The sequence below is a fragment of the Paenibacillus qinlingensis genome, from assembly GCF_031455095.1.
GTDB lineage: Bacteria > Bacillota > Bacilli > Paenibacillales > NBRC-103111 > Paenibacillus_E > Paenibacillus_E qinlingensis_A.
The window spans coordinates 347,176-373,123 of the sequence record NZ_JAVDSB010000004.1 but is presented as its reverse complement, the minus strand read 5'-3'; the positions used below and the strand labels follow the sequence as shown (position 1 = coordinate 373,123).

The window sequence follows — 25,948 nt, the reverse complement described above, 5'->3', positions numbered from 1 at the left end:
CGGATGATCAGGCTAATGCTTGTCGATGATGAACCACTTGCGGTTAACTATTTGGCGGATGCACTGATGGAGTTGGACTGGCTGGATGCTGAGATTATAAAGGCATATTCTGGCATGGAAGCGCTAAATAAGTTTGGGGATGGGAAGATAGACTTACTCCTTACAGATATTCGTATGCCTGGCATGAGTGGGATGGAACTGGCAGATCTTACACGTGAAAAATGGCCTCGCTGTCGTGTCATCTTCTTGACCGGATATAACGATTTCAGCTACGCCCAGACGGCAATCCGCAAGGGGGGTATCGACTATGTCCTCAAGACGGAGGGGGACGAAGCGATTATACATGCGATTCGAAAGGCACTTGACGATATCGCACGGGAGCTGGACAGTGAAGAAATCTTAAAAAGATCTCGCGAACAACTGCATGTGGCCGTACCGTCACTCCAGCGTGATTATTTGTTGCAGCTCGCACAGGGGGAAGTTGATTCGCTAGATGCACGGATACGACGGTTCGCGGAGCTTGAGATTGCACTAGATGCTAGGCGTCCGGTGCACATCGCTTTGGGACGAATTGACGAGTGGGGCTCTTTCGTCCTACCGGGTGATAGAGCGCTGCTGTACTATTCCATTCAAAATATTGCGGAAGAATATCTGAAGGAAACGCTGAACTTTGCTGCGTTCCCTTATGACCGTGGCAGGTACGTTTGGCTTGTACAGAGCAGAGCTAGCGAAGAGCGGACGTCAGCAGAAGAGCATACATACAAATTGCTTGCAGGTCATGCCGAACTTATTCAAGCTGCAACAAAAAGCTTATTGAAAGTTCCGATCTCACTCATACTAGCCTCTGCTCCATGTTTGTGGGAAGACTTGGCTATTCGCGCGGATAGCCTCAAAATTCAGCTGGCTGGCGGAGCCTTTAACGGACAAGAGGTTTTGATGAGGGAACTTCCCGATGCGATCGGTGAGGAACGAAGGTCTAGTAAAGATTTTTTTGCAGAGAATGATCTGCGCGCTTACCTGCGGAACCTCGATTTGCTGGAAACTTATCTCGATAAAGGCGAAAGAGAAGCTTGTCGCAACTTGTTTGCCGAACTCGCGGTGAAGTCGTCCGTCCTGCCAGTTGGTCAAGAAGGGGAATTACTTAAACTAGAGCTGGTCGTCAATTTATCTGCTTTTTTGATCACTTATGTAAATAAGCGGCGTTTAGCTTCACTCATTGGTTCCGCCTTTAGCCTAGAAGCATTGATTCAACTGCCAGTACAGACCGATCTGACAGCGACGGTACGGCATTTGGCTGCTATGGCCGATTCACTGGCGGAGTATAACGGACGGAAGCAAGCAGAGCAGACGACGGATATGATCGGGCGGATCAGGCAATATGTAAACGAATTCCTGAATGAGGAGCTGTCTTTGACGAAGCTTTCTGAGCTAGTCCACTTAAGCCCTCCCTATTTATCGCGTATGTACAAACAGACTACGGGGCAAGGGTTACTTGAGTATGTAACAGAAGTTAGAATGAATAGAAGTAAACAATTACTCAGGACAACGGAGCATAAAATCCAAGATATAGCCGGTCTTGTTGGACTAGATTCAGCGGCTTATTTTACAAGGCTTTTTAAGAAGGAGACAGGGGTAACTCCGCTGGAGTACCGTGAATCTGTTGTGAAATAATCGTTAGGCGATCCTATTATTGGTCGCCTTTTTCATTTAGCTGTGCTCGCTTTTAAACTAGTTAATAAAAGTCAACTGCCGCAAGAATGTCCCGTTTCGAAGGGTGCTTATCTGAATCTATAATAAAGATGTACCGCAAAGGAACTATTTGACAAATAGGGGGAAAACGGAAATGTACATTGGAAATAAAAAGTTTGGAGCTGCTTCCGTGGGGACGCTCCTAGCCTTATCGCTCATTGCAAGCGCTTGTAGTAAGTCAGAAAATCTTCCTGCTCCATCAAGTAGTGCATCGGGAAATCCGTCGGGAAGTCCGTCACCTTCGGCTGCGGCAAGCGTGGGGCCTCTGGGCAAATACAATCCGCCAATCGAAGTTTCTACGGTTCGCTCTGTTGATGCAACGATGAAATACGCTGAAGGGGACTCCATTGATAGTAACATTTGGACAAAGATCTTTGAGAATGACTATGGCATTAAAGTTAAAAATGTATGGTCTGTCGATGCTTCTCAGTATCATCAGAAGCTCAACGTCTCGGTAGCATCGGGCGATCTTCCTGACTTTCTGGAAGTCAATAAAGAAGAAATGAAACGGCTTATTGATGCAGACATGTTGGAAGATCTCACGAAAGTGTGGGCACAATATGCGACCCCTTACTTGAAAAACGTTCTTAATCAGGACGGCAGTGTAGGGTTCAAAGCTGCAACAGTAGGCGGCAAACTGCTCGGAATCCCGAGAACATATTCCAACGGCGGTACTAGCACAGCGCCGATGCTTTATGTTCGAACCGATTGGTTGCAAAAGCTTAATCTGCCAGAGCCCAAAACGATGGACGACGTGTTCAAAACGGCAACAGCATTTGCTAAACAGGATCCAGATGGCAATGGTAAGGCAGATACGATCGGTCTTGCGCTCAACAAGGACTTCATGGATGGGGGGCATGGATCGCTAAACGGATTTTTTAACGGTTATCATGCCTATGTCGATCTGTTCGTCAAGGATGCTGGAGGCAAGCTTGTATACAGCTCTGTTCAGAAAGAGCTAAAGGAGCCTCTCAAAAAGCTGCAGCAGTTGTATAAGGATGGCGTGATTGATAAGGAATTCGGCGTAAAACCGGCAACCAAAATTCAAGAGGATGTGGCAGCCGGACGTGTTGGCTTGGCTTATGGGACTGTAGCTGATGGCGGCTTTATTCAAAAAGAGAACCATACGAAGGATCCGAAAGCACAATGGAAAGGGTATCCACTCATTTCCGCTGATGCACAGCCCGCTATTCCGCAACTTAATGATACAGCCAACACATTCTATGTCGTGAAGAAAGGCTCGAAACACCCAGAAGCTGTCATTCAGTTGGCTAATATTTATATAAATCGGTATTACGAAACTTCTTATGCCCCTAATCCGAATCCATTTATTACGGACAGCAAGACAGGGATATTCCCAGGCAAGTATGCGCCTGTCATTATCGATCCGCTGAATACCAATCTTGAAGCGTTCCGCAAAGTACAAGAAGCGCTTAAGAAAGGTGACGGCAGCAAGCTCGAGTTCCCAGCAACCATTCACTTCGAACGCTTGTCGAAATTTAAAGCGGGTGACGATACAATGTGGTTTTCGAATATGGTATTTGGAGCTGATGGTACTTTCAGTGTTATTGACAAGTACGACCAGGCTAAACTTGGTCAGTATAACCTGTTCCTGGGTTCTGCAACACCTGCAATGTCGGAGAAACTGCCAACCCTCAAAAAGAAAATATACGAGACGTATACGAAAATTATTATGGGTGACGCATCCATCGACGACTTTGACAAATTCGCTGACGAATTTAAGAAGCTTGGCGGCGATGCCATCGAGAAAGAAGTCAATGATTGGTACAGCAAAAATAAATAGGAAACACCAGGGGGCGGAGCTCAGGCTCTGCCCTTTATGTCTTAATTAAGAAATACGGAGTGGAGGGAAGACAGAATGAAAAGCAGAAACTGGAGAATCCAGCTCCCACTGCATACTATGTTGATTCCAGGCTTGGTCGCAATCTTCATATTTAGTTATTATCCAATGGCAGGAGCTGCCATTGCCTTTCAAAAGTTTATTCCGACGAAAGGTTTATTTCATTCCCAATGGATTGGCTTGGACAATTTCCGCTATGTCATGGAGCTTCCCGATTTTTATCAGGTCCTTTGGAATACGGTTTATATCGCCATCATGAAGATTATTGCCGGTCTTATCGTACCGATTGTCGTAGCACTCTTACTAAATGAAGTTCGCAAAGAAGCGATGAAAAGGTTCATGCAAACACTGATTTATTTGCCGCATTTCTTATCATGGGTCATTCTGAGCGGTATTCTACTCGATGTGCTTTCAGCAAAAACGGGGATCGTGAACGCAGGGCTTCGGGGTCTCGGAATGGAACCTATTTTCTTCCTGGGCGACAACCGTTGGTTCCCGTTTACATTGGTCATCTCGAACGAGTGGAAGGAATTTGGATTCAGCACGATCGTCTATTTAGCTGCCATCCTCGGTATCAATCCTGCACTGTACGAAGCTGCAAAAGTAGACGGGGCAGGCCGATGGAAGCAAACGCTCCACATTACACTGCCCGGCATGGCGCCGATTATCGTGTTGTTAGCTACGCTTAGTATTGGGAACGTACTTAATGCCGGTTTTGAGCAGGTATTTAATCTATATAGCCCTATCGTTTACGAAAGTGGGGATATCATCGACACGTTTGTATATCGAATCGGGATGGTTGATGCACAATACGGGGTAGCAACAGCAGTGGGGCTATTCAAATCACTGGTGTCGTTAATCCTCATTTCAGCTTCGTACTTTTTAGCCTACCGATTTGCCAACTACCGCATCTTTTAAAAAGGAGGACTCGTGATGCTCGAATCACCATCATGGTCGCGAAAAGTGTTCGTTATCTCGAACTACACGGTTCTTTTAGGCTTATCCATCTTGTGCATCTTGCCGCTTATCCATCTGCTGTCGCTGTCGCTCAGCTCGAATAACGCGGTGGCAGCAGGCGATGTGAGATTTTGGCCGGTCGATTTCACGTGGAAATCGTACGATTTTATTTTAAGTAAACCGGCATTTCTGACATCCTTATTCGTTACCCTCAAGAGGGTAGCACTCGGCGTGACGCTAAATATGGTACTGACGATTATGGTTGCCTATCCGCTCTCAAAGGAAAGTGCTGCGCTGAAAGGGCGAACGGTTTACGTCTGGCTTTTCGTTTTTACCATGCTGTTTAGCGGTGGTATTATTCCGCTCTATATGACAATACGCTCGCTTGGGCTGCTTGATTCGATCTGGGCACTCGTGCTGCACAATGCAGTTCCGGTATTCAACGTCGTGATCCTGCTTAATTTCTTCCGCAGTTTACCCAAGGAATTGGAGGAAGCTGCTCTGATGGACGGCGCCGGACATTGGCGCATTCTGTGGCGCATTTATGTGCCGTTGTCTACGCCATCCTTAGCGACATTGACGCTATTTGCCATAGTTTCACATTGGAATTCTTGGTTTGACGGCATCCTTTTCATGAATTCGCCAACACATTATCCGCTTCAAAGTTACTTGTACACGGTCGTGGTCGGCCTCGATTCGTTGGTTAAGAGTAATATCGATCTAGAGGTTATCGCGCTTGTATCCGATAGAACTGCACGTGCGGCACAAATCTTTCTTGGGGCGTTGCCAATTCTGATTGTATATCCTTTTCTGCAAAGGTACTTTACGAAAGGGATTGTTCTGGGCAGTGTGAAGGAGTAGGGGAGCTAATTCGTAGAATTACTCTAATTATAATTGTTCTGTTCATTGTTAAAAAAGCGCTGATTTAATACTCTATAAGTGTAGTTATTACCAATCAAAGGGGAACTGACAATGAGTGTATCATTCAAACGTGCATCAGCGCGCGTAGGCGTCATGAACGTAGGGCATGAGCCCTATTGGGAGCAATTTCCTGGGCTTCGGGAAGAATTGATCGGTTACGGTAAAGAGTTCGAAGCGATGCTAGGCGTTCATGAGGTTGAAGTCGTTTCGGCTGGCTTTGTAGATAATGTTGATAAATCATTCGCGGCTGCTTCGCATTTTAAGCGTCAAGATATTGATTTCCTGTTTGTCTTTTTGAGCACTTATGTAACCTCATCCTCGGCAGCAACTGCGATTCTGAATGTCGGCGTGCCGACGGTTCTGGTAGCGCTTCAGCCGAGAAAACGGCTTGATTATAGAAACACAACAACCTACATGCAGCTTGCGAATGATAATATCTGTTCGCTTCCAGAGATCGGGGGAGTACTGATACGCGCAGGGAAGCCTGCTGCAGGTATGATCGTAGGCACGCTCCATGATGATCCACGGGCAGCGAACGAGTTGAAGTCGTGGTGCCAAGTTGCGAATGCGCGTCGTGCGTTCAAGCATGCCCGAATTGGCTACTTGGGTCATACCTACGAGGGTATGTATGATATGAATTCGGACCCGACAGCATTTACAGCTGCCTTTGGGTCCCATGTGCAGATGCTGGAAATGTGCGATTTGGCTAAGCTGGTTAACGGGGTAACCGCCGCTGAAACAGCAAATAAGCTCGATGAGATTAAGAGCATATTTACGATCTCTGATCCGTTCATCGATCCTGTGACAAGACCAATTAAGCCGGAAGATTTGGATTGGTCAGCCAAGGTTGCTGTTGGGCTCGATAAGCTTGTAGCGGAGAATGGTTTAACGGGACTCGCGTATTATTACCGAGGATTGGATGGCAATGAATATGAACGAATCGGTTCCAATATGGTGCTGGGGAATTCCCTGCTGACAGGTAAAGGCATCCCACTTGCTGGCGAAGCGGATCTCAAAACTTGCGCAGCTATGCTGATCATGGACAGGCTCGAAGCAGGAGGATCATTCGCAGAGCTGCACCCTTGCGATTTCGTAGATGACATCGTGTTAGTGGGCCATGACGGACCGCATAACATTAAAATCAGCGATGGCAGTCCGATTATTCGCGGGCTGGACCTGTTCCACGGCAAGCGTGGTTCCGGCATCGGCGTTGAGTTCAGCATCAAATCAGGCCCAGTCACTTTGTTGGGGATTTCACAGACGGTAGACGGCAAGTTCAAGATGATCGCCACGGAAGGTGAGTCGATTAAAGGAGAAATTCCACAGACAGGCAACACGAACACACGCTGTAGTTTCGGCTGCTCCGTTGCCGAATTCGTTGAGAAATGGTGCTCCGCTGGTCCAACTCACCATTTCGCGCTTGGCGTTGGGCATGTCGCTCCGAAAATCCGCAATGTTGCCAAAGTGCTGGGCATTGAACTGGAAATCGTATAAGGGAGAGTGAACTGGCTTGAATAAGGTGACACATCAAGCAAACAGCGGTGCTAAGCAGTTGAAGCGCGCTACGTTGGAAATGAGTCTTAAACCGTTTAAAAGTCTGGAACAAGCTGCAATTGACGACGTGTGTACAGAGGCGCTGCGGCAATGGCAGCCGCTCATCGGTATGGCGGAATCGGCATCGCTTCTGCTGTGGGTATCGGATGGAAGTGAAATACTGACCTGGAACGGACAAGTTGAAGATGAATTCGAGTGGGGTCGGTATATCGGTTTTGCAAATGAAGAGATGTTCAGCCATGTCAAAGACAAAAACGATCCTCATGTAGCTCGTCTGTATATAGATAACCCAGTTCGTTTCACGTACGGCGATCTGCGCAAAGTCGTCGATTCCTTCAAACGGATAGCGCTGGATCAGTTCAATGTTCAGCTGGAGGTTGGTGTTCCTTTTGACGCGGGTCCGGAGTTTGCTTACTCTGATTTCAAATATAAAGATCACCCTGAAATCAATCGCGCGGAGCTTGGTGGAAGTTTCGTGTCCCTGAAGGCCGATTATACGGTCGTCTGTTCCTGGTCCAAGCTGAAGGCGGATACCAATGCCTATGCAGCTTATCCTGACGGTATCCCAGAAGGCACGCCGTTCGGGGAGTTCCTAGGGCGCCAATGCGCGAGTTTCCTGCCTGCGTTAGGCTTCGATTATATCTGGTTCTCCAATGGCTTCGCATTGTCATATTTCCCATGGACGTACTTAGGCGCTAACTATAACGGGACTGATCTCCCGCTAGCTGATTACAAGGAGCTTTCATCCAAAATTATGTCGTTCTGGGACTTGTTTAAACAGGAATGTCCTGGTGTGAGGACAGAGGTGCGTGGAACGAATTACGGAACCGGCATGGATTTAGCGAAGGATTACATTCCGCTGCTCGAGCTATATGAAAAGAAGTATCTCGATTTCCCGCCGCCTAACTCTCCATGGGGAGCGCTTAACTACGATTTTGGGCTGGAGCTGACGGGGTACATGTCCAGAATCGCAGAGCTGCCAGGAGAAACGTATCCGTACCGTTTTTATGTTAATGATCCGTGGTTTTGGCAAAATCCGTGGTGGGACTACTATGACCACGAACCTCACGACATTTACGGGCCGTTGTCGGTCGCACGCATGAATGCGGCTGGAGCCCTTGAAATGCCTGGCATCGTGGAAATCTTGACTATTGATACAGAGAAGGGCGAGTTATGGGCAGACGGACCTGCGGAAGTGATTCCCTATATACAAAAAGCGTTCCGTGAAGCGCCCGATGAACCAGGTCTCCTCACTTGGCTTTATCCGTTCCGTGAGCTACATGAGGCAGTCCAAGGGGATAACGAGGCTTCTAGCCGCGTGTTTTTCCATGATTGGTTCGTGCGTTGCGCCATTAATCATGGTTTTCCGCTCAATACCGTACTCGGCACGGACACGTTCCGAACGATGTCATCTGAAGCCCGGCGAAAGCTCGAGAGCACGATACTTTTTGTAAATGCGATGTGGCTAGACGACGCCAGTATTACTGAGTTAGCAGACATGATCCGCGATGGCGGCAAGGTCCTGGTGTATGGCGACGTCAGACAGGCGGCGCTGCTGGAGCTGCTGAATTTACAACCAACCGACGGTGTGGGGCTGGAGGGGGATTTTGACCTCGCGCTGTCGTTCGACGAGGACGAAATTTACGGAGATAAGGGTGAGCGTAAGTTACGGCATCGCGCGGACATCGGCGATGGTTCGCTGGGTGTTGTGCTGCGGAATAAGGCAGATGCAGGGACGCGGGTCGGTGCTGTCGCTATACAGGACGGTGAAGAACGAATATTCGCACTTTCACGTACACTGGTAGAATGGAACGGCGGTCGAATCGGTTGGGTGCGCGGCTCGCTGCCTTTCGCCAAGACAGGTGTTACCCATCTGCCGGTTCGGCAGGAGAACGAATGGATGGATACGTCGATTTTGCTGAGGTATATGCTTCAAGACTTCGGCATTATGATGAAGCAAGTAAAGCAAGATGCGGATTCACAATCTGTCCTTACCTTCGTTTCCCGACACCGGAATAGTTTCATCATGACAGGCTGCAAGCAGGATTCATCGGTGCAGTTGAAGCTGCGATTCCCAGATGGCGTACCGCTATTCCCAGGCCAAACGATTGTTCTTGGCGAGGGCGAAGCGGAGCTGTATTCGCTCGATCGAACGTTCCGGGACGAGTGCCGTGTTTTCGTGAACCAGCAAGAGCGGAGCCGGGTATCGTGCCGCGAGATTTCGCCAACTCCGTCTAAGGTGAAGCGAATGGTTCGAACTTTGAGCATCAGTAATTTGCTAAACGCAGATGTGACTATTTATCCGCCATTGGAGATGTTAGCGTTGGGAGCTATAGAAATTAAACAAGGTAATGGCAGCATTGTGGATTGGCATGGCATGCAGATCGGAAACCGGCTGCGACTTGACGGCATAACGGGAACGATTAACATTTCATGGTAATGATCGGCACAAGCTCAATCGCATGAACAGAGGTAAATCCGTTTGGAGCTTTTGCTAGAAGGGTAAATAGGGAGGAGACTGCATCGTTGCAGCTCCTCTTTTTTGTTGATTTAAGTGCGGGCGATTGTTAAAATCTATAATTAAATCTCATAAATCCATTAAGGTTGTTTTTGATCGAAGTGTTGGTTATTGTATGATGGATAAGAAAACTAGTACCTCAATGGTGTTTAAGCATAGGAGGAAGAAATGGCCTGGAGCAAATTGAAACAACAACTGGAGAGTTTTCTTAGTCCTACGCTAGAGGGAAGGGTCGAATATCTGTCAGCCAGCTACCGTTATTTACCGGATAAAACGGGGCTTTGTTATATTGCGGTAGATAAAAAGAAGGTACTTAATATTAGTGACTCCTTAGTCAGATGGTATCAGACGGAGTTAGAAATTAAGAATGATTCAACGATCCCTATTCCTATCAACAATGAAGAGATTGAAGCCGTCAGAAAAGATACCAAAGGGAATGTTCCCGAGGATCGTTTACAAGTAATAGCAAGAAGCAGAAAAATATCGGAATATGCCAAAGAGCTTTTGTCAGCACAGTCATCATTGAGTAAATCAAATTTTGTCGTCATAGCTAATAAGTTTTTATCTATTTCTATAGAGGAAAGCTTAGAGAGTAACGATATCTTGTTGAATATTCTTGCTTTGGTTGACAGACGCGTTGGAAAAAAGCGGATTTTGAACATGTCCGAGAAGATGCAGTTAAAGCATCCAATTGTACAGTATTTTTTTGAACTACGACTTCAAACATTCGATAATAAATAATGGTGGAATTAAATAAAAAAAAGAAAAACCCATTTTCATAAAATGAATGAAGTGGGTTTCTCGCGGTCTGTCCTATTACTGCTTCTTATTTAGGCAACATTATCTCTATACAAGTTCCTTCGCCGAGTTTACTTTGAATCGATAATGTACCTTTATGATTATTGATGATCCTGCGTGTGACCATCAAGCCTAAACCGTTTCCGTTTTCTTTGTTCGTATAGAAAGGCTCACCCACGTGACTCAGCTCCTCTTCCGATAGACCACAACCTTCGTCAATGACATGAATGCGGACGAAGCTCGGACTCGAGCTGTCTAGTTCTACTTTAATTTTTCCACCGCCTGGCATGGCTTCCATCGCATTTTTCATTACATTAATAAATACTTGCTTCAACTGATTAAGATCACATCGGATGTATGGATCCTGAACGGAATCAAGGTGCATTACAATTTCTACATTATCCATACTCGCTTGTGACTCAAGGAGTTTGCCTACATGGATCAAAATATCACGAATGTCTGCCTGTTGATATTGCACGGCCTGCGGCTTGGCTAGCACTAAAAACTCGCTGACAATAAAATTAATCCGATCCAATTCAGAGAGCATAAGGTCTAGTTGGCTTTCCTTAATTGCAACTTTTGACTTTTGTAGTTGGACAAAGCCTTTTATTGTAGTCAGTGGGTTTCGTATTTCATGAGCGACACCCGCAGCCAGCTGTCCGACGACAGACAACTTCTCCGATCTCCGAAGTACATCCTCTGCTTCTTTGCGTGCCGTAATGTTTCTCGTGATGGAAGCAATCGCGACAATCTGCCCATTTTCGTCCCAAATGGTGGAAATTGTGATGCTGACATCGATAATACGGCCATCCTTCGTATAGCGAATAGTTTCATAATCCGCTACCGGTTCGTTTCGAAGTATGCGCGCAATCAATTCTTCGTATTCACTAAGGCATTCTGGTGGAATGTTAGATAGCTTTTTACCAAGAAGTTCCTCAGGCGCCCAACCAAAGATACGCTCGTACGCCTGATTTAACTGCGTAACATTACCTGCGAGATCTGTTACATGAATAGCATCAGAGGTGTGATTGACAAAAGACTCCAGATAGCCTTTGGTATGACGAAGTTCATCGGCAACATCATGAAGCTGCCTTGTGTAGTTGTTTAAGTTGCTTGTCATCAAATTCACTTGGAAGGCAAGGTGACCGAGCTCATCTTTGCCTTTGTAATTTATGATACCTTCAAACTTGCCTTGTGCCACTTGGTTAACGACAGAAAGGATCTGTTGAATGGGCCGGATCAGCAAACTAGACAAAAGATAACTGCTAAACATTGTGAATATTAAGAGACTCAGTGAGATGATAACGAGTTCAATAAGCTGTTTTCGTAGCATGTCTTCGAGTGTTGTAGCTTTGAAAATTATGCGAATGACATATGGCTTAGCCGTGTTCATAACGGGTATAAGACTCTGTATGGCAGACTCATTCATGATCCGAATGTCAGTCGTTATCGTCTTTCTAGTTTCAAGCACATCTTGAATATGGGTGACTTCGTTCAATTCGTCTGCATAATTATAGGTTCCAAAAATAATATCCCGTACATCCAAATTAAATATAGGCTGCCCTTTTTTTATTTTTATAATGGGCTTCTTCCCAAAAAACTGAGGATCAATCCCAGTAACTTCTAAGCTATTGTTGTTTTTTAATAGCATCTTAGTAATGACGGCATCTGTCCCCGTAGTTTTCTGGAATTCGAGGATGTTTTCTGCATTGACATAAGGATTTATCATATAGTTCGTTGTACCATCGTAGTAATTGCCCCACTTATTAACGATAGAAGGATCGGATGTCGCATAATTAATAGGGCCTGACCAGTAATTATTGAGTTTTTGGCCTTGTGGGATAGTGACCTGGTGGTAATCAAAAAGCTGATTAAATGCCACATACCAGTAGTCCCATGTTTTGGAACTAAGATTAATTTCTTTCGGATCGCTTGAACGCAAAGCTACAATGTCATTATCTAATCTTTTCCAAAGAGTGATATGATCAACGCCAAGTTTGGCGCTAAGCTCGGCGAGTTGCTTATTCGTTACGTTTTCAATGTCGGGATCCAACTCTTGTTGAGCGGCAATAGCAACAGAACGGAGCCTTTCACCAATCGTATCCTCGATATGTTGACGTGCCTGCTGTGACACTTCAACCGTTGTGCTAATCTGTTCTGCCATTGTAATCATTTGCTGTTCGGCAGCTTTCTTCAAGCCCTCCTTCGAGCTGATGTAATAAATAGACATATTAAGAAGGAGAATTAAAGCAACTAATATAGAAATCCAGAACGTAAGCTTCACTTTTATTGACATGTTTCCTCCAGTAGGTCTAAGATTGCCCGTGTAATTACACTTAATATTATTAAAATTTTAGATACTGCTCAGTTGTAAGTATAGTATAAATGACGGTAAATGAAATAGTCATTTCGACCCTTAGTTTGATTTGGACTTTTGAATATATAAACCTAAATATACCGACGTTTGGCAGCTTTTTAAATGACTAATACATTTGGTACTTTACGGAGTGTTTTTCATTCCTTATTATGGATGGTATGTAAAATATACCTGATTAAGCGAGGACGTGCGTCAACATGAATGTGAACCATGATAATTATTACGACAAGGATTCATTAGCTTTTAAAGAAATGGCAAGGAGGAGTCTGAGAGAGAACTGGCCTTCAGCTCTGTTTGTAATGGCAGTAACCACGTTACTCGGTACATTGTTGGGGCCAAATACGCACTGGATCGTAGATATTGCCCTATTCCTATTTAGTGGAGCACTCATGCTAAGCTCGGTCCATTATTTCCTAAGACTGCATCGTAACGAACGTGCAGAGATCTCGGATCTTCTTTATGGATTCAATCAATTGATTTCTGCAACGCTGACGTATCTCTTGTTCTTACTCTTCATTCTGCTCTGGACACTCTTACTCATCATTCCTGGTATTATTGCAGGCCTTCGTTATGCAATGACCTTTTACATATTGAATGATGAACCAGACATAAAACCACATCAAGCCATTAAACGTAGTTCGGAAATGATGAATGGGCAGAAATGGAATTTTTTCAAGCTTCAATTAAGTTTTTTTGGCTGGTACTTACTCGGAATTATTGCAGGGCTTATCACTGTTGCAGCACTTCCATTTGTTCAAATGAATGACCCTTATTGGAGCGGTCTCATTATAGCCTTGTTTACGCTGCCTGTTCTTACATATACCGCTGCTGGTTCTGCTGCATTTTATGAAAATTTGAAAGCTATTCAGCAGGGGAAGCAAGTGTAAAACTACAAGAAACTCAACTGATTACCGGGAGTATGGGGGTAAAATGACGCTGTCATTACGCTCCCTCGGGAAACGTTTGTTGAATAAAGAGTAAAGGGGAGGCTGCCAGTAGATCGGCGGCCTTTCGCTCACCTAACGGGCAGTTTACTTCCAATATGTGATAAAATAAGACAAAACCTGTTTATGATTCATTTTTTGATTGGAGGACCTGAAATGCAAAAGTTAAGCAACTCTTGCAGTGGAGCGCTGCGGACATTTTCCTTTTGGTTAGCAAACGGTACTGTAGGATACCCATTGCTCGAAGGTATTGATTATTCTTGTATATTTGAAGAGCCAAGTTCATTAGAAAGAGCATATGCGATCTTTGCAAATGTGCTAGAAATGGACGACAAAGGAATGATTCTAAATGCTAAATATGCAGAAAAGTGAGCTGCACAGTATATTCGAAGTTATGTTGACAGTAGTTATCGTGTTGAGCCAGAGTTTGAAGATTGGGAAATTACACTTTATTAGCAGTAGTGCATAGTTTATAGAGTGAGGTGAACTCAGTGGGATACTGTCGCCTTAGTGGTAAAGAGGTTCATTATAAAAATATTAAAAAGATTACTCCTCAGGGTTTATATTACGAAGATGAAGGGGATACACTCTATATTGATTTCCTCGAGTGCAGAAAAAACTTTGTGAATTATGTGAATTCATCTAACGACTTTAATATAACAGATTTAAAAGAAATTGAATCGAAATGTGTTGCTTGGCGTTGCATGTTACAAATTGAATTTTTTTGTGAACCAAGAATAAAGATAATAATTCCTTACAAAAATACTCTTTGGGAGAGGATTACAAAGCGAAACTCTCGTAGGTGTTCTCGCATTTATTTAGACTTACTATATCAAATTCGGGATAACGGATGGTCAACTTTTGACTTAAGTTAACTGAATGATTCGCTGAACTAACGCAGAACGATAGCTTAAATAAAAAAGACACTGGAGTTGACTTTATGACTATCAGTAAAAAAGGGTCAAGAACGATTACTGTCGGGCAAGAATCGTACAGATGGGTAATCACTCCTTCAGCAAAGGGTATTCTCACTTTAACCGTTCAGCATAATGAAGTTGGCGGCCAATTACTCAGGGTTAATATAGAATCAGACATTAATGAGTTCTGGGTGGAGTTTCCGCATGTTGAGAAACTCAATAACAAAGTTGTAATGCCTGCTGAAGTGGCCCTAATAATTCCTGAAGCAATTAATCAGGGATGGAAACCTAGGGAAAAAGGTGCCTTATTAAGCTTCAAGTTGTCTGGAAGAAAGCTCGAATCGTTAAACTAAAGGAGAACGTTTGTTCAATACTTAGTAATGGGAGGCTGCCGGCACAATCGGCAGCCTTTCGCTCACCTAACGGGCAGAAGAGTGTAATAGCCACCGCAACTTGTTCGGTACAAGCAGCGTCTTATCAGTAATCTTTTTATTTGGGGGAAAGTATGAAGAAGACAATTTATATTTTTTCGTTGGTAACGGTTTTTGTCATTGGTTCGGCACTGATTTATGACTATTTCACGATTTCAAAGTCTGAAGCTATGCAAATCTCCGATAAATATATCGCTTCAAAATCGTTCAAATGGAAGATTAATGAGATAAAAAGTGAGAATCAGGTTTGGGTTGTACACTTAACACCTGCCCCTGGGGAATTTCAAAAGGAAGCAACATGGCTTTATATTGATAAACACAATGGGGAAATCGCCAAAGTTATTGAATCAGAATAGTAGAAACATTACGTTAACTGGGAACGATAGCTCAAAGACAACACGAAGGCAGCTGACTTGATGTCAGCTGCCTTTTTCATTAAAGTGTATTTTGGGGTCACAGAACAATGCGGTACCTTCGCCGTTTAGGTGGGAGGGGCCTTGTCGATCTGGCTACGCAAGCTGTTCGTGCTGGATTTCAGTTTGGCACGTTCGGGGATTTTCTTTATGTTCTGGCACGTCGCTGTGCTAGACATGCCTCATGTTCACTTTCGTTATATTTTTTTGACTCGATGCAGATTAAAACGGACTAGCGTAATTTCAAACGCTAGTCCGTTTCTGTTTGCTCATTATTCTCCTTGCCGAGCTTCTTTCGCTCGACATGGGCCGATCCCCTATTTCATCGCATTAACGGTTATGTCTATGTATCGTCTGTGTTTCTTGTCGTGCTGACCTCCGGGTATATGGCGCCTTACGCTACAGGTGGAAAAATAAGCAGTATGGGCTTTAACCTGCTTAATATGCTTTGGCTGTTCATTACGGCGGTAGCGCTTATCCATATTTTTAAAAAGAGGATTCCCCAGAACCGCCGATGGATGATACGGAGTTATGTTTTTTGTTATACGAATATGCTGATTCGCCTGCTCAGCTTCGCGTTTAACCGAATTGGCGGGATCGACTACGCAATGAGCTACATGATAAGCGTATACGCTTCGATAGCAGCTCTATTAGCTGTTCCGGAAGTGCTGTTCAGGTTCGAGAAACGGCGGTCTCCAGCTTGAACGATGGATCTGCAACTTGAATGATAAAAAAAAGCCAAGGCTGCCGATTCTAGCGGTAGCCTTGGCTTTTAAAATAAAGAAGCAACGAGGGAGTATCCAACGATCATCATTAGCAGTACCGTAATGTGACTTAACGAAAAAATAAACATCGAACGTGCCCACTTGCTCTCTTGTTTCCGACGAAAACCATTAATGCTTAGAAGCAACCAGCCCAAGCTCAGGATCGCGTTCGTTATCGCGATATAGGGATTAAAAGACCAGAACAGAAAGCTGCACAGGAACAGAGCAACCAAATAAATGTTCATTTGCACGTAGGTTCTTCGAATCCCTTTGACGACCGGCAGCATCGGGATGCTGGCCGCTCGATATTCCTCTAGGCGGCGAATCCCAATCGCATAAAAATGGGGCATCTGCCAAATCACCATAAGCACGAACAATGCAATGGCACCAGGATGTAAAATATCAGGTGAGATCGCAGCCCAACCGATCAACGGCGGCATCGCTCCTGATAAGCTGCCAACTTCAGTATTATAGATGGTTCTGCGTTTTGTCCAGATGGTATATGGCACGACATAGATGAAAAGTCCTAGAAATCCCAATAAAGCAGAAAGCGGAGAAGCGATATACAGCGCGACAAGACCACCGACAGCAATCCAAACCCCAATAAAAAGCCCACTCCAAAGGCCCATGATACCAGATACGGTCGGTCTATTTTTTGTCCGTTCCATTTTAATGTCGATATCACGGTCGTATAAATTGTTGAAGATGCCAGCCCCTCCGATCACTAAAGCTGCCCCGATCAATGCCAACACCACGTTTCCAATTTTATCGAAGAAGGATATGTCGTGAACAAACAGCGCCATACTAAGCCCTGTGATCACGGCAATGAGGTTGGACTTTGTAATGCCAATTTTTATCGATTCGAAGAGTACTTTCGTCACGGATATCGGATTCGATTCGAAACTTATAGTATTGCTTTGGATACGCATTAAAATAACACTCCTCTAGTGGATTCTATTTGAGTACTTGATTCCCCTTAATAATACGGTTCCATCATTAGGAACACAACAACCCCGGTTAAGCTGACATAGAGCCAGATCGGCATCGTCCAACGGGCGATTCTGCGATGTTTGTGCAGCTGGTTCGTCCATCCCCAAACGAGAGTGAACAAGGCAAGCGGCACGATGATTGCCGCCAGAATGCTGTGAGAGATCAGTATGAAGAAATAAATTGGACGCAGTATGCCTTCACCACCGAACCTCGCTGTCTCCGTAGACATGTAATGGAATGTTAGGTAGGAAACTAGGAACAAAAGTGTAGAAAAGAATGCGGCGAGAATGAACCGTTTGTGGAGCTTTACGTTCTTTCGTATGATCGCGATTAACCCAGCTAGCAGGAAAATGAAGGTGAAGCTGTTCAATACGCCATTGATTCTTGGAAAGATGGTAAGGTCGAAATCGATCTCTCCTTTGTAACCAATCGGGGAGAAGAACAAGAGTAAAATAGTGACATTTGCGAAGATAGAGATGGTGACGATGGCAGCCGTATAATTTTTGTTGCTGGCTTGCCGCAGTACTTGATGGTTATTGCTCATATGAATCAAAAATCTCCTTTCCTGCCACATGGAATTGGCTTCATTATAAACGGGTTTTGTCTAACCGCGATTAGGCTTTGATGTCGAAATAGCGATATTTTATTGACGATTATGTGTGTTAATATGGAGACAGTCACTTTAAACCAGAAATAGTAAGATTCCAATGGTACGATTCATTTTGATGACCGCGTGGTGGCGAGGGAGAATATTCTAAAAGTGATGGATTGCCGATCAAATTGATCTTACAGTAGATTAGATTTTGGAGAAAATAATGAATATATACTCTGAACCAACTTTTTTTCGCGATTTAGACATAATAGAAGGAAGCCAAGAAGTAATAAAGGAATTAAGCTAACATTACGAAATTTTTATCGTCACCGCTGCTATGGAAATTCCAACATCGTTTACATCCAAATACGAGTGGTTAAAAGAACATTTTCATTTTTTAAACGAGCGGAATTTTGTCTTCTGCGGGGACAAGAGCATTGTTAAAGCAGACTATTTAATAGATGATACTCCCAAACACTTTGAACGGTTTGATGGTCAGGGTATATTGTTTACTAATCCTTATAATATTTATGAAACTAAGTATTTTAGAGTAAATAACTGGCACGAAGTTAAGGAATATTTTTTATAATGAACAATAATTTGTTCAACTAACGGGTGACGTATGTTGAATAAACATAATTAGAGAAGCTGCCGTTACGATTGGCAGCTTCATTACGTTACGTGCAGGATTGAGTAGTCGTCCCTTGACTCCAGTGTGGTGTAGGAGAACCATGTTGCCATTTACATACAAACGTATGTTTGTTAAAATTGAGGGGAAATATGGGAGTGTGAAGTGCTTTGAACAGTTCAAATATAGTGATTGACCATCTCTTGAGGAAATACAAAGCAGACCAGAAATGGACTCGCATGGTGATCGAGCAGTTATCTGAAGAGGATATCTCCTGGTCACCGACACCCGAGAGTAACAGTATAGCTAATTTGGTTGCGCACATATCAGGGGCAGCACGATATTGGTTTGATGCCGCATACTTCGGCGCTCCATTGAACGAGTACAGGAGCATTGAATTCGAACGTGGATTACAAATGTCGAAAGATCAGGTACTGGAAATTTCGAAGAAATCATATGACTGCATCATTGGAGTTCTTGAAATGATGAAAGCAAATCCTGAGCGACTTTTAGAGCAGCCGTATTTAAATTACCCACCGTTCGACTCTGCAGCCTTGAATAATCAATCTACTATTCTAGAAATGCTTTTACATCAATTCAGACATTTGCCTAGTCACACGGGGCAAATCATATACATAGCAAAAATGAGAAAAGGGAATTTAATATGGGATTGAAACTTCGTTCAGCCTATTTAAATTTTCCCGTCAGCACCTTAAAAAGCTCTATGGAATGGTAAAGTAAACATTTCGATTTTAAGCGAGGAACGATTTTTCATTACAACATGACGGCAGCCAGCACACAATTGGCTGCCGTTGTCGGTTCAAGTAACGGGTAGTTTATTTCCAATTTGTGGTATTATGAAACCGCCAGTACTTTTTCAATTCAGAGGTGTTTAATAATTAAAATCTATTGAACTATTAGTGGGAAAAGACATATTAGAAGGAAAAACTTTGAGAATGAAAGGCAACTTTGTATAAATGAGAGATACGATTTCTCTTTAATTAATATTGATAATTTTCCGTTGGTAACTGACTTCGAATTGATATTAAGAGAAGGGAATTCCGATTCCTTAGGAAAACATTTATATTATTTTAGTAATGAACGAGGGTTTTTATCATCTTTCCCTTGGTGGGATCACGAAGATAAACAAATAGCTAGCTATTCTGTAGAAGATATTCCGTTAGGGACACTTAGTAAACCATATAATGATTGTGAGCAAAGCTGGCAAATCATTATTTTTAAGAAGAGAAATTACGTCTGTATTTTACAAGGCGATGAGCCTACATGCACTAATTTTAATGCCTGGTATAAAGTTCGAATAGAGGATTATTTAGATAATTGGAATATCCTGATTGAGTACCTGAAAGAGAATGTGGATGGATAAGTTATTGAAGTAACGGCGAACGATAGCACAATATCAGGGAGCAAACTGCCGCGACAGTTGCTCCCTATTTGCATTCAATTCAAATCCCATTCATTCCTTCTAATCAATAATGATATAGCATGAAATGCGTTGGAATAAATAAATGAGATCCAGTATGATGGCATTATTAAATTCCGGTAAGCGCACCGGAAGCCTATTGATATATCCAGTCTGGGGAACCAGTTCAGATTAAACGATCTCGATCATGTTAAAGCTATAACTATAAGGCGAGCTTGGTCATACGGTATTTTATAAAAAAAGGAGAAATAAAAATGATCCTTATAACTGGAGCAAACGGGAAAACTGGTCGTGCAGTAATTAAAGCTTTGCTTTCTAAAGGAGAGCGGATAAGAGCTTTGGTTCGTAGAACGGAACAAATTGAGGATATTAAATCATTAGGTGAGATGGAAGTCGTTACAGGAGATATGCTGGATCAAAAGGCTGTAAATGAGGCATTAGTCGGAATTAGGGCTGTATACCACATTTGTTCAGCTATGAATCCCGATGAAGTTCAAATCGGACAAATAATCATACAAGCAGCTCGCTTGGCTGAAGTTGAACATTTTGTATTCCATTCCGTCATACATCCCGTCATTCAAGAAATGCCGCATCATCAGAAAAAACTCATGGTTGAGGAGCTCCTGGTGAATTCAGATATCCCCTATACGATTATTCAGCCAGGTGTATTTATGCAGAACATACTCGAGTCTTGGAAGATGCTTAGTGAAAAAGGTATCTTTCAACAAAAGTATTTTACGACTCAAGAAACTCGCATATGCATGATTGACTTAGAAGACTTAGCCGAGGCAGCTGCAATCATACTTACTCATCCAGGACATACATGGGCTTCATATGAACTTTCTGGACCTGAAAATTTATCATTGTCTGATATGTTAGCAGCAATGGAACATCATTTTGGCCATGAAATCAAAGTTGAAACACCTCAAGACGAAATGTTCGCAGCACAATTAAAAAAGCGTGGATCAGGAGACTATCAAATAAATACAATATTAAAGATGTTTCAACATTACAATGAACATGGATCTATCGGTAATTCTAATGTTTTAACGTGGATATTAGGTCGAAAACCGAATGATTTTTCATCTTTCATTCATAGAACATTAAGACTATAAATACAAAAAAGCGGCAGCCATCATATGATTGGCTGCTGTTTTCAAATATATTTTATTGCCTAGGTTATAAAAGTAAGTCCAAAATGCGCGCCGACCGCGAATAACACTGTCCAGAAAGCTAGGCTGACGGTCATCCAGATCAGAACTTTGCGGCGCGGGGCTTTAAAAAGCATGCCGAAGGCGGCGGCGATCTCCGTCCCGATGAGGAGGGGGCCAATAATGGAGAGACCGGGTAGCCCGTATTTGACGAAAAGACTATGGGCGCGTTTGCTTTTTTTGCTATCCTGAGATGGATCATTATCTTGTCCTCTGGCGGCACGCTTCCGTTCTTTCCATTGCTGCCAGCGGTCAAACAAGAACACGACGAGCAGTACGGTCATCCAGTTACCAGCAAACGCCAGAATCGTGGAGAGTACGGGGTTCAATCCAAACGCAATGGCTATCACCACAATCGCGGACGATTCAACCCAAGGCAAGGCTGACAAGACGAACACGGCCAAGTAAGACCACTCTTGTAAATACTCCTCAATATTCATTTACTTCCTCCTATCTAGATGGTGACAATGAGTCAACTACGATCCCAATCTCGCAGCCCTTTCCAATACAAAATTTGCTGAAGAGCTCCTAAAAGAGATAATCCTCCAATCGCGGCAGCTTTGCCGTCTGGTATCAACACGACCAACCCGATTAGCAGTGGAATTGCTGAGTAGTACAGCATATATACCCGCCGGGTAACTTTGTAATTGATCCATTGCTGGCCTTCATCTTCTTCGCGAAACTCCGGCGGGATGAAAGTAGCGAGTCGAATGCGGCGCTTTGGATAACGTTTGTTATGAAAGAGAACCAGTGCCGTCCAAATTACAACCAAACTGACAGTACTAATGGTCATCGCATAACGCAGCCACTCCGGTGAGAATTCCCGGTAATGAAGGACCAGCATAGCGACACCGACGAGAAGAAAAATAAACGCGCCTAATAGCGGAGAACGGAGCAATCGTTCCAGCTTCATTCCATGATCCCTCCTTCAGGCTCTTCATGTGCTTCCAGGTAGAACACATCTTCAACCGACACTTTGAACACCCGAGCTATTTTCAAAGCCAGCAAGGTTGAAGGCGAGTAATCGCTCTTCTCGATCATTCCGACCGTCTGGCGGGTGATGCCGGTTCGTTTGGCTAAATCCTCCTGCGTCCAATCGAAGCGGGCACGTAATTCTTTTACACGGTTCTTCACGAGACAGCCGCCTCTCTGTATATCATGGAAATGGACTTCGACAATGCAACTTATATATTACAAAATGTAAAGGATCGTTGTCATTATGTCAAGTATCATTTGCGTATAGTAACACAGGTTTACCTGTACTATACGCCACTTAGTACCAATCATGACTCGGAGCATTTGTTGGTGGATTCGTATTTTAGCACAAGCAACTGATATTGACATTTATTGATTTTGATGCAAAAATGAATTAACTGAATGTTCGAATAAAATTCATTGACGAGAAAGAGTAAGCTAATCCCCTTGTTCCACAGAGAGTTGGCACATGCTGAAAGCCAACGTTCAAGACTTAGCCGAAAATCCTCTCCGAGAAGGAAAGCTGAAGTAGTTCAGTAAGCTGACCCGGGATCCAGCCGTTACAATGGACGCGTATGATGGTACGTAGTGAGAGGTGTCGTAAGATCATGGGTTGCATGATCATTACGGAACTAGGGTGGTATCGCGAGATGAAATCTCGTCCCTTATGGGGCGGGATTTTTCTGCGTTTTTCCACGGTGCCGTCAATGAAAAGAACATCAAGTTGTATCTAGAGAGAGGATGAGAAGTATGAGAAAAGTGGATGTAAAAGAGATGGCAAGGAACCGTGAGCTTCGTGTTCTTGAGCAGTGGAAACGAAACGATACATTCCGCAAATCGATTGAAAACCGGGAGAATAAACCGAATTTTGTCTTCTACGAAGGTCCACCAACTGCGAATGGGGAGCCTCATATTGGGCATGTACTTGGTCGTGTCATCAAAGACTTTATCGGCCGTTACAAAACGATGTCGGGTTACCGCGTCGTTCGTAAAGCGGGTTGGGATACACATGGTCTTCCTGTGGAGCTTGGTGTGGAGAAAAGATTAGGTATTTCGGGCAAACAAGAAATCGAGACTTACGGTATCGCCGAATTCGTGGAGAAGTGTAAAAGTAGTGTTTTTGAATATGAGAAACAGTGGCGTGAAATGACCGAAGCGATCGGCTACTGGACGGATATGGAGAACCCGTATGTTACACTGACGAATGATTATATCGAGAGTGTATGGCATATTTTATCCACCATTCATCGAAAAGGGCTGCTGTATAAAGGACATCGCGTCAGCCCGTATTGCCCCGATTGCCAGACAACGCTTAGCTCTCACGAAGTCGCGCAAGGTTATGAAGATGTTAAAGATCTGAGTGCTACGGTGAAATTCACAAGTGCCAATGGTCAGGAACATTTTCTGGCGTGGACGACAACGCCGTGGACGCTGCCTGCTAACGTTGCTTTGGCTGTAAATAAAGATCTGGATTATGTCAAAGTAAAGCAGAACGGTGAAGTTTATATTTTAGCCAGCAATCTAGTTGAAAAGGTCATGAAAGAAAACTATGAGATCCTTTCCACGCATAAGGGTTCTGAATTTGTAGGCACTTCCTATATAGCACCATTTGGCTATTTGCGTGTGAGCAAAGGACATATCGTTGTAGACGCGGACTATGTCAGCGATACTAGCGGTACTGGCATTGTCCATATTGCTCCAGCTCACGGAGAAGATGACTATCGCACTGTTCGCCAGCACGAATTGGATTTCGTGAATGTCGTAAACGCGGCAGGTCGTTATACCGATGAGATCACTGATTTTGCAGGACGGTTTGTGAAGGATTGCGATATCGATATAGTTAAAAACTTGTCGGAGCGTCATTTATTGTTTTCGAAAGAACGTTATGAGCATAGCTATCCATTCTGCTGGCGCTGTAAATCACCACTTCTGTATTATGCAACGGAGAGTTGGTTCATCAAAACGACCGCTATCAAAGATCAGTTGATCGAGAACAATAGTAAAGTCACCTGGTATCCTTCGCATCTTCGTGAAGGTCGATTTGGTAAATTTCTGGAAGATCTCGTTGATTGGAACATTAGTCGGAATCGCTATTGGGGGACTCCTCTCAATGTATGGGTATGCCAAGATTGTTCAGTGGAATATGCACCAGACAGCCATAAGGATCTTCGTGAGCGGTCAATCGATCCTATCGAGGAAAGTCTTGAGTTGCATAAACCTTATGTGGATAAAGTAAAGCTTCGGTGCTCATGTGGTGGTGTTATGGAAAGAACTTCAGAGGTGATTGATGTCTGGTTCGATAGCGGGTCCATGCCATTTGCCCAGTATCATCAGCCGTTTGAACACACAGCGCAATTCCAGGAACAGTATCCTGCTGATATGATCTGCGAGGGGATCGATCAAACGAGGGGATGGTTTTTCAGCTTACTGGCCGTCTCCACCCTATATAATGTGAAAGCTCCCTATAAGGCTGTTTTATCAACAGGTCATGTACTGGATGAAAATGGTCAAAAAATGTCCAAAAGCAAGGGCAACGGTATTGATCCTTGGGAAATCATTAACGAATATGGCGCTGATGCCTTCCGGTGGGCATTGTTATCTGATAGCGCACCATGGAATAGTAAACGATTCTCCAAGCAAATCGTGGCCGAAGCAAAATCCAAAGTCATCGATACGATCAATAATACACATGCTTTCTATGCGTTGTATGCGACGATTGATGGATATAAACCGGAAGAGCATCCGCGGCAGGCTTCTACACATGTATTGGACCGTTGGATACTGTCGAGATTGAATAGCACCTTGCAGCATGTTGTAAAAGGGTTGGAGGTCTATGATTTCTTAAATCCAGCGAAGCAAATGGAGTCTTTTGTAGATGAACTAAGCAATTGGTATATCAGGCGTTCGCGGGATCGGTTTTGGGGGAGTGGATTAACTGCTGATAAACTAGCAGCGTACCAAACGTTACGTGACGTTCTAGTGACACTTGCACGAATGATAGCACCGTATGCACCGCTCATCGCAGATGATTTGTATGCAAATTTGGGAGGGTTGGAAAGTGTTCATCTCACCGATTATCCAACGTTAAACGAGACTGCACGTGATTTATCACTTGAAAATGATATGGAAGCTGTGCGGCAAATCGTAGAATTGGCTCGCAATATCCGGAATGAAACGGGCATCAAGACCCGGATACCGCTGTCCGAATTGCTCATTTCATTGGATGGTGACTGCAATTTGAGTCAATTCGAAGATATCATTAAAGATGAGATCAACGTCAAAGAAATCCGAGTTGTACAGAGTGATGCGGGCTTCGTACACTACCATTTCAAATTAAACTTGAAGTCTGCAGGTAAAAAGTACGGCAAATTCGTTGGGCCTGTGCAAAATCATTTGAAGAAATTGTCCATTGAGGAGACAAAAGCGGCCATCGACAATGGCCATCTGGATGTCACGATCGATGGTGAAAAGCTGCATATCCTGCTCGATGATTTGCTTGTGGAAAAACAAGCGAATGATGGCTATGCATCAGCAACCGGTTACCGAATGACAGTCGCGTTAAATACGATAATGACCGAGGAGCTAGAACAGGAAGGTATCGTAAGGGAAGTCATACGTATCGTTCAAGACTATCGTAAAAAGCTAGAACTCCCTATCGAAAAACATGTTAATCTCATTCTCGATGTAGATGAGAAGCTGAAAGCAGCGTTACTGCGTTTTGAGCATGTTTTGAAGGAAAATGTGCTGCTATCCCGTGTTAAATATGCGAAAGAAGCCGACATGGAAAAAGCTTCATTCGGGGAATATCAATTTGGTTTGCTGATTGAGTAGTGTAAAAGAAAATGTTTGTGGCAGTCCTTAAAAAGGACTGCTTTTTTTTACTGTTCAATGATTAATACAGATTTTT

22 protein-coding genes, 1 pseudogene and 1 other annotated feature are annotated in these 25,948 nt (G+C 43.8%); of the genes and pseudogenes, 17 read left to right on the top strand and 6 right to left on the bottom strand.

Annotated elements, in window-relative coordinates:
• The first annotated feature begins 3 nt into the window (after positions 1–3).
• The 7 genes from J2736_RS14985 (at position 4) to J2736_RS14955 (ending at position 10,301) form a co-directional block, all read left to right on the top strand.
• Positions 4–1,671, top strand: a complete 1,668-nt coding sequence (locus tag J2736_RS14985; protein WP_310499405.1) for a response regulator transcription factor — start codon at positions 4–6, stop codon at positions 1,669–1,671.
• 172 nt (positions 1,672–1,843) lie between these two features.
• Positions 1,844–3,553: a type 2 periplasmic-binding domain-containing protein gene (locus J2736_RS14980; RefSeq protein WP_310499404.1), complete on the top strand. Its 1,710-nt coding sequence runs from the start codon at positions 1,844–1,846 to the stop codon at positions 3,551–3,553.
• A 75-nt stretch (positions 3,554–3,628) separates the two neighbouring features.
• Positions 3,629–4,528, top strand: a complete 900-nt coding sequence (locus J2736_RS14975; RefSeq protein WP_310499403.1) for an ABC transporter permease — start codon at positions 3,629–3,631, stop codon at positions 4,526–4,528.
• Positions 4,529–4,543: 15 nt separating this feature from the next.
• Positions 4,544–5,428: a carbohydrate ABC transporter permease gene (locus J2736_RS14970; RefSeq protein ID WP_310499402.1), complete on the top strand. Its 885-nt coding sequence runs from the start codon at positions 4,544–4,546 to the stop codon at positions 5,426–5,428.
• Between the two features lie 111 nt (positions 5,429–5,539).
• Complete coding sequence (locus tag J2736_RS14965) at positions 5,540–6,982, top strand: L-fucose/L-arabinose isomerase family protein (protein ID WP_310499401.1); 1,443 nt, start codon at positions 5,540–5,542, stop codon at positions 6,980–6,982.
• A gap of 16 nt (positions 6,983–6,998) precedes the next feature.
• Positions 6,999–9,482 carry a hypothetical protein gene (locus tag J2736_RS14960; protein ID WP_310499400.1) on the top strand — a complete coding sequence of 828 codons (2,484 nt, stop codon included), beginning with the start codon at positions 6,999–7,001 and terminating at the stop codon, positions 9,480–9,482.
• A 246-nt stretch (positions 9,483–9,728) separates the two neighbouring features.
• Entirely contained in the window at positions 9,729–10,301 is a 573-nt protein-coding gene (locus tag J2736_RS14955; RefSeq protein ID WP_310499399.1) for an SF0329 family protein, read from the top strand.
• A gap of 85 nt (positions 10,302–10,386) precedes the next feature.
• Here J2736_RS14955 and J2736_RS14950 read toward each other — a convergent pair whose 3' ends face one another.
• Complete coding sequence (locus J2736_RS14950; RefSeq protein ID WP_310499398.1) at positions 10,387–12,654, bottom strand: PAS domain S-box protein; 2,268 nt, start codon at positions 12,652–12,654, stop codon at positions 10,387–10,389.
• Positions 12,655–12,932: 278 nt separating this feature from the next.
• Here J2736_RS14950 and J2736_RS14945 point away from each other — a divergent pair, with 278 nt between their 5' ends.
• From J2736_RS14945 to J2736_RS14925, 5 genes and pseudogenes are all read left to right on the top strand, one after another.
• On the top strand, positions 12,933–13,622 hold the full coding sequence (locus J2736_RS14945) for a DUF975 family protein (protein ID WP_310499397.1): 690 nt from the start codon (positions 12,933–12,935) through the stop codon (positions 13,620–13,622).
• 183 nt (positions 13,623–13,805) lie between these two features.
• Positions 13,806–14,135: pseudogene (locus tag J2736_RS14940) on the top strand (DUF7677 family protein).
• Positions 14,136–14,619: 484 nt separating this feature from the next.
• Positions 14,620–14,949 (top strand): hypothetical protein, encoded by a 330-nt coding sequence (locus J2736_RS14935; protein ID WP_310499395.1) that lies wholly within the window; start codon positions 14,620–14,622, stop codon positions 14,947–14,949.
• Between the two features lie 152 nt (positions 14,950–15,101).
• The gene (locus tag J2736_RS14930; protein ID WP_310499394.1) at positions 15,102–15,383 is read left to right on the top strand and encodes a hypothetical protein; all 282 of its coding nucleotides are present in this window, start codon (positions 15,102–15,104) and stop codon (positions 15,381–15,383) included.
• A 338-nt stretch (positions 15,384–15,721) separates the two neighbouring features.
• Positions 15,722–16,144, top strand: coding sequence for a DUF2306 domain-containing protein (locus J2736_RS14925; RefSeq protein WP_310499393.1), 423 nt, complete (start codon positions 15,722–15,724; stop codon positions 16,142–16,144).
• Between the two features lie 68 nt (positions 16,145–16,212).
• Here J2736_RS14925 and cyoE read toward each other — a convergent pair whose 3' ends face one another.
• Positions 16,213–17,133 (bottom strand): heme o synthase, encoded by a 921-nt coding sequence (cyoE, locus tag J2736_RS14920; RefSeq protein WP_310499392.1) that lies wholly within the window; start codon positions 17,131–17,133, stop codon positions 16,213–16,215.
• 47 nt (positions 17,134–17,180) lie between these two features.
• Positions 17,181–17,738 carry a DUF420 domain-containing protein gene (locus J2736_RS14915; protein WP_310499391.1) on the bottom strand — a complete coding sequence of 186 codons (558 nt, stop codon included), beginning with the start codon at positions 17,736–17,738 and terminating at the stop codon, positions 17,181–17,183.
• A gap of 364 nt (positions 17,739–18,102) precedes the next feature.
• On the opposite strand from J2736_RS14915, the gene J2736_RS14910 reads away from it, so the two are divergent.
• The 4 genes from J2736_RS14910 to J2736_RS14895 all read left to right on the top strand — a co-directional run bounded on the left by J2736_RS14910 (position 18,103) and on the right by J2736_RS14895 (position 20,970).
• Positions 18,103–18,375 carry a 5' nucleotidase, NT5C type gene (locus tag J2736_RS14910; RefSeq protein WP_310499565.1) on the top strand — a complete coding sequence of 91 codons (273 nt, stop codon included), beginning with the start codon at positions 18,103–18,105 and terminating at the stop codon, positions 18,373–18,375.
• A gap of 209 nt (positions 18,376–18,584) precedes the next feature.
• Positions 18,585–19,088, top strand: coding sequence for a DinB family protein (locus J2736_RS14905; protein ID WP_310499390.1), 504 nt, complete (start codon positions 18,585–18,587; stop codon positions 19,086–19,088).
• A 347-nt stretch (positions 19,089–19,435) separates the two neighbouring features.
• Entirely contained in the window at positions 19,436–19,798 is a 363-nt protein-coding gene (locus J2736_RS14900; RefSeq protein WP_310499389.1) for a hypothetical protein, read from the top strand.
• Positions 19,799–20,109: 311 nt separating this feature from the next.
• The gene (locus J2736_RS14895) at positions 20,110–20,970 is read left to right on the top strand and encodes an SDR family oxidoreductase (protein ID WP_310499388.1); all 861 of its coding nucleotides are present in this window, start codon (positions 20,110–20,112) and stop codon (positions 20,968–20,970) included.
• A 59-nt stretch (positions 20,971–21,029) separates the two neighbouring features.
• Here the strand turns inward: J2736_RS14895 and J2736_RS14890 are convergent, their stop codons facing one another.
• From J2736_RS14890 to J2736_RS14880, 3 genes are read right to left on the bottom strand one after another with little or no spacing between them, the layout of a single operon-like run.
• On the bottom strand, positions 21,030–21,506 hold the full coding sequence (locus J2736_RS14890; RefSeq protein WP_310499387.1) for a small multi-drug export protein: 477 nt from the start codon (positions 21,504–21,506) through the stop codon (positions 21,030–21,032).
• 32 nt (positions 21,507–21,538) lie between these two features.
• On the bottom strand, positions 21,539–21,979 hold the full coding sequence (locus J2736_RS14885; protein WP_310499386.1) for a hypothetical protein: 441 nt from the start codon (positions 21,977–21,979) through the stop codon (positions 21,539–21,541).
• Positions 21,976–22,200, bottom strand: a complete 225-nt coding sequence (locus J2736_RS14880; RefSeq protein WP_310499385.1) for a helix-turn-helix transcriptional regulator — start codon at positions 22,198–22,200, stop codon at positions 21,976–21,978. Before J2736_RS14880 ends, J2736_RS14885 begins: the two co-directional genes overlap by 4 nt.
• Positions 22,201–22,452: 252 nt before the next feature.
• Positions 22,453–22,710: a binding site (T-box leader), on the top strand.
• A gap of 81 nt (positions 22,711–22,791) precedes the next feature.
• Between J2736_RS14880 and ileS the strand changes: the two genes are divergently transcribed.
• Entirely contained in the window at positions 22,792–25,872 is a 3,081-nt protein-coding gene (gene ileS, locus J2736_RS14875) for an isoleucine--tRNA ligase (RefSeq protein ID WP_310499384.1), read from the top strand.
• Positions 25,873–25,948 lie beyond the last annotated feature (76 nt).

What these genes read in the sequence shown, in the direction of transcription:
- J2736_RS14935 (WP_310499395.1), top strand. Translation starts at nt 14,620, where the DNA reads ATGACTATCAGTAAAAAAGGGTCAAGAACGATTACTGTCGGGCAAGAA.
- J2736_RS14985 (WP_310499405.1), top strand. Translation starts at nt 4, where the DNA reads ATGATCAGGCTAATGCTTGTCGATGATGAACCACTTGCGGTTAACTAT.
- J2736_RS14975 (WP_310499403.1), top strand. Translation starts at nt 3,629, where the DNA reads ATGAAAAGCAGAAACTGGAGAATCCAGCTCCCACTGCATACTATGTTG.
- J2736_RS14895 (WP_310499388.1), top strand. Translation starts at nt 20,110, where the DNA reads ATGATCCTTATAACTGGAGCAAACGGGAAAACTGGTCGTGCAGTAATT.
- J2736_RS14970 (WP_310499402.1), top strand. Translation starts at nt 4,544, where the DNA reads ATGCTCGAATCACCATCATGGTCGCGAAAAGTGTTCGTTATCTCGAAC.
- J2736_RS14915 (WP_310499391.1), bottom strand. Translation starts at nt 17,738, where the DNA reads ATGAGCAATAACCATCAAGTACTGCGGCAAGCCAGCAACAAAAATTAT.
- J2736_RS14890 (WP_310499387.1), bottom strand. Translation starts at nt 21,506, where the DNA reads ATGAATATTGAGGAGTATTTACAAGAGTGGTCTTACTTGGCCGTGTTC.
- J2736_RS14885 (WP_310499386.1), bottom strand. Translation starts at nt 21,979, where the DNA reads ATGAAGCTGGAACGATTGCTCCGTTCTCCGCTATTAGGCGCGTTTATT.
- J2736_RS14955 (WP_310499399.1), top strand. Translation starts at nt 9,729, where the DNA reads ATGGCCTGGAGCAAATTGAAACAACAACTGGAGAGTTTTCTTAGTCCT.
- J2736_RS14980 (WP_310499404.1), top strand. Translation starts at nt 1,844, where the DNA reads ATGTACATTGGAAATAAAAAGTTTGGAGCTGCTTCCGTGGGGACGCTC.
- ileS (WP_310499384.1), top strand. Translation starts at nt 22,792, where the DNA reads ATGAGAAAAGTGGATGTAAAAGAGATGGCAAGGAACCGTGAGCTTCGT.
- J2736_RS14930 (WP_310499394.1), top strand. Translation starts at nt 15,102, where the DNA reads ATGAAGAAGACAATTTATATTTTTTCGTTGGTAACGGTTTTTGTCATT.
- cyoE (WP_310499392.1), bottom strand. Translation starts at nt 17,133, where the DNA reads ATGCGTATCCAAAGCAATACTATAAGTTTCGAATCGAATCCGATATCC.
- J2736_RS14950 (WP_310499398.1), bottom strand. Translation starts at nt 12,654, where the DNA reads ATGTCAATAAAAGTGAAGCTTACGTTCTGGATTTCTATATTAGTTGCT.
- J2736_RS14965 (WP_310499401.1), top strand. Translation starts at nt 5,540, where the DNA reads ATGAGTGTATCATTCAAACGTGCATCAGCGCGCGTAGGCGTCATGAAC.
- J2736_RS14945 (WP_310499397.1), top strand. Translation starts at nt 12,933, where the DNA reads ATGAATGTGAACCATGATAATTATTACGACAAGGATTCATTAGCTTTT.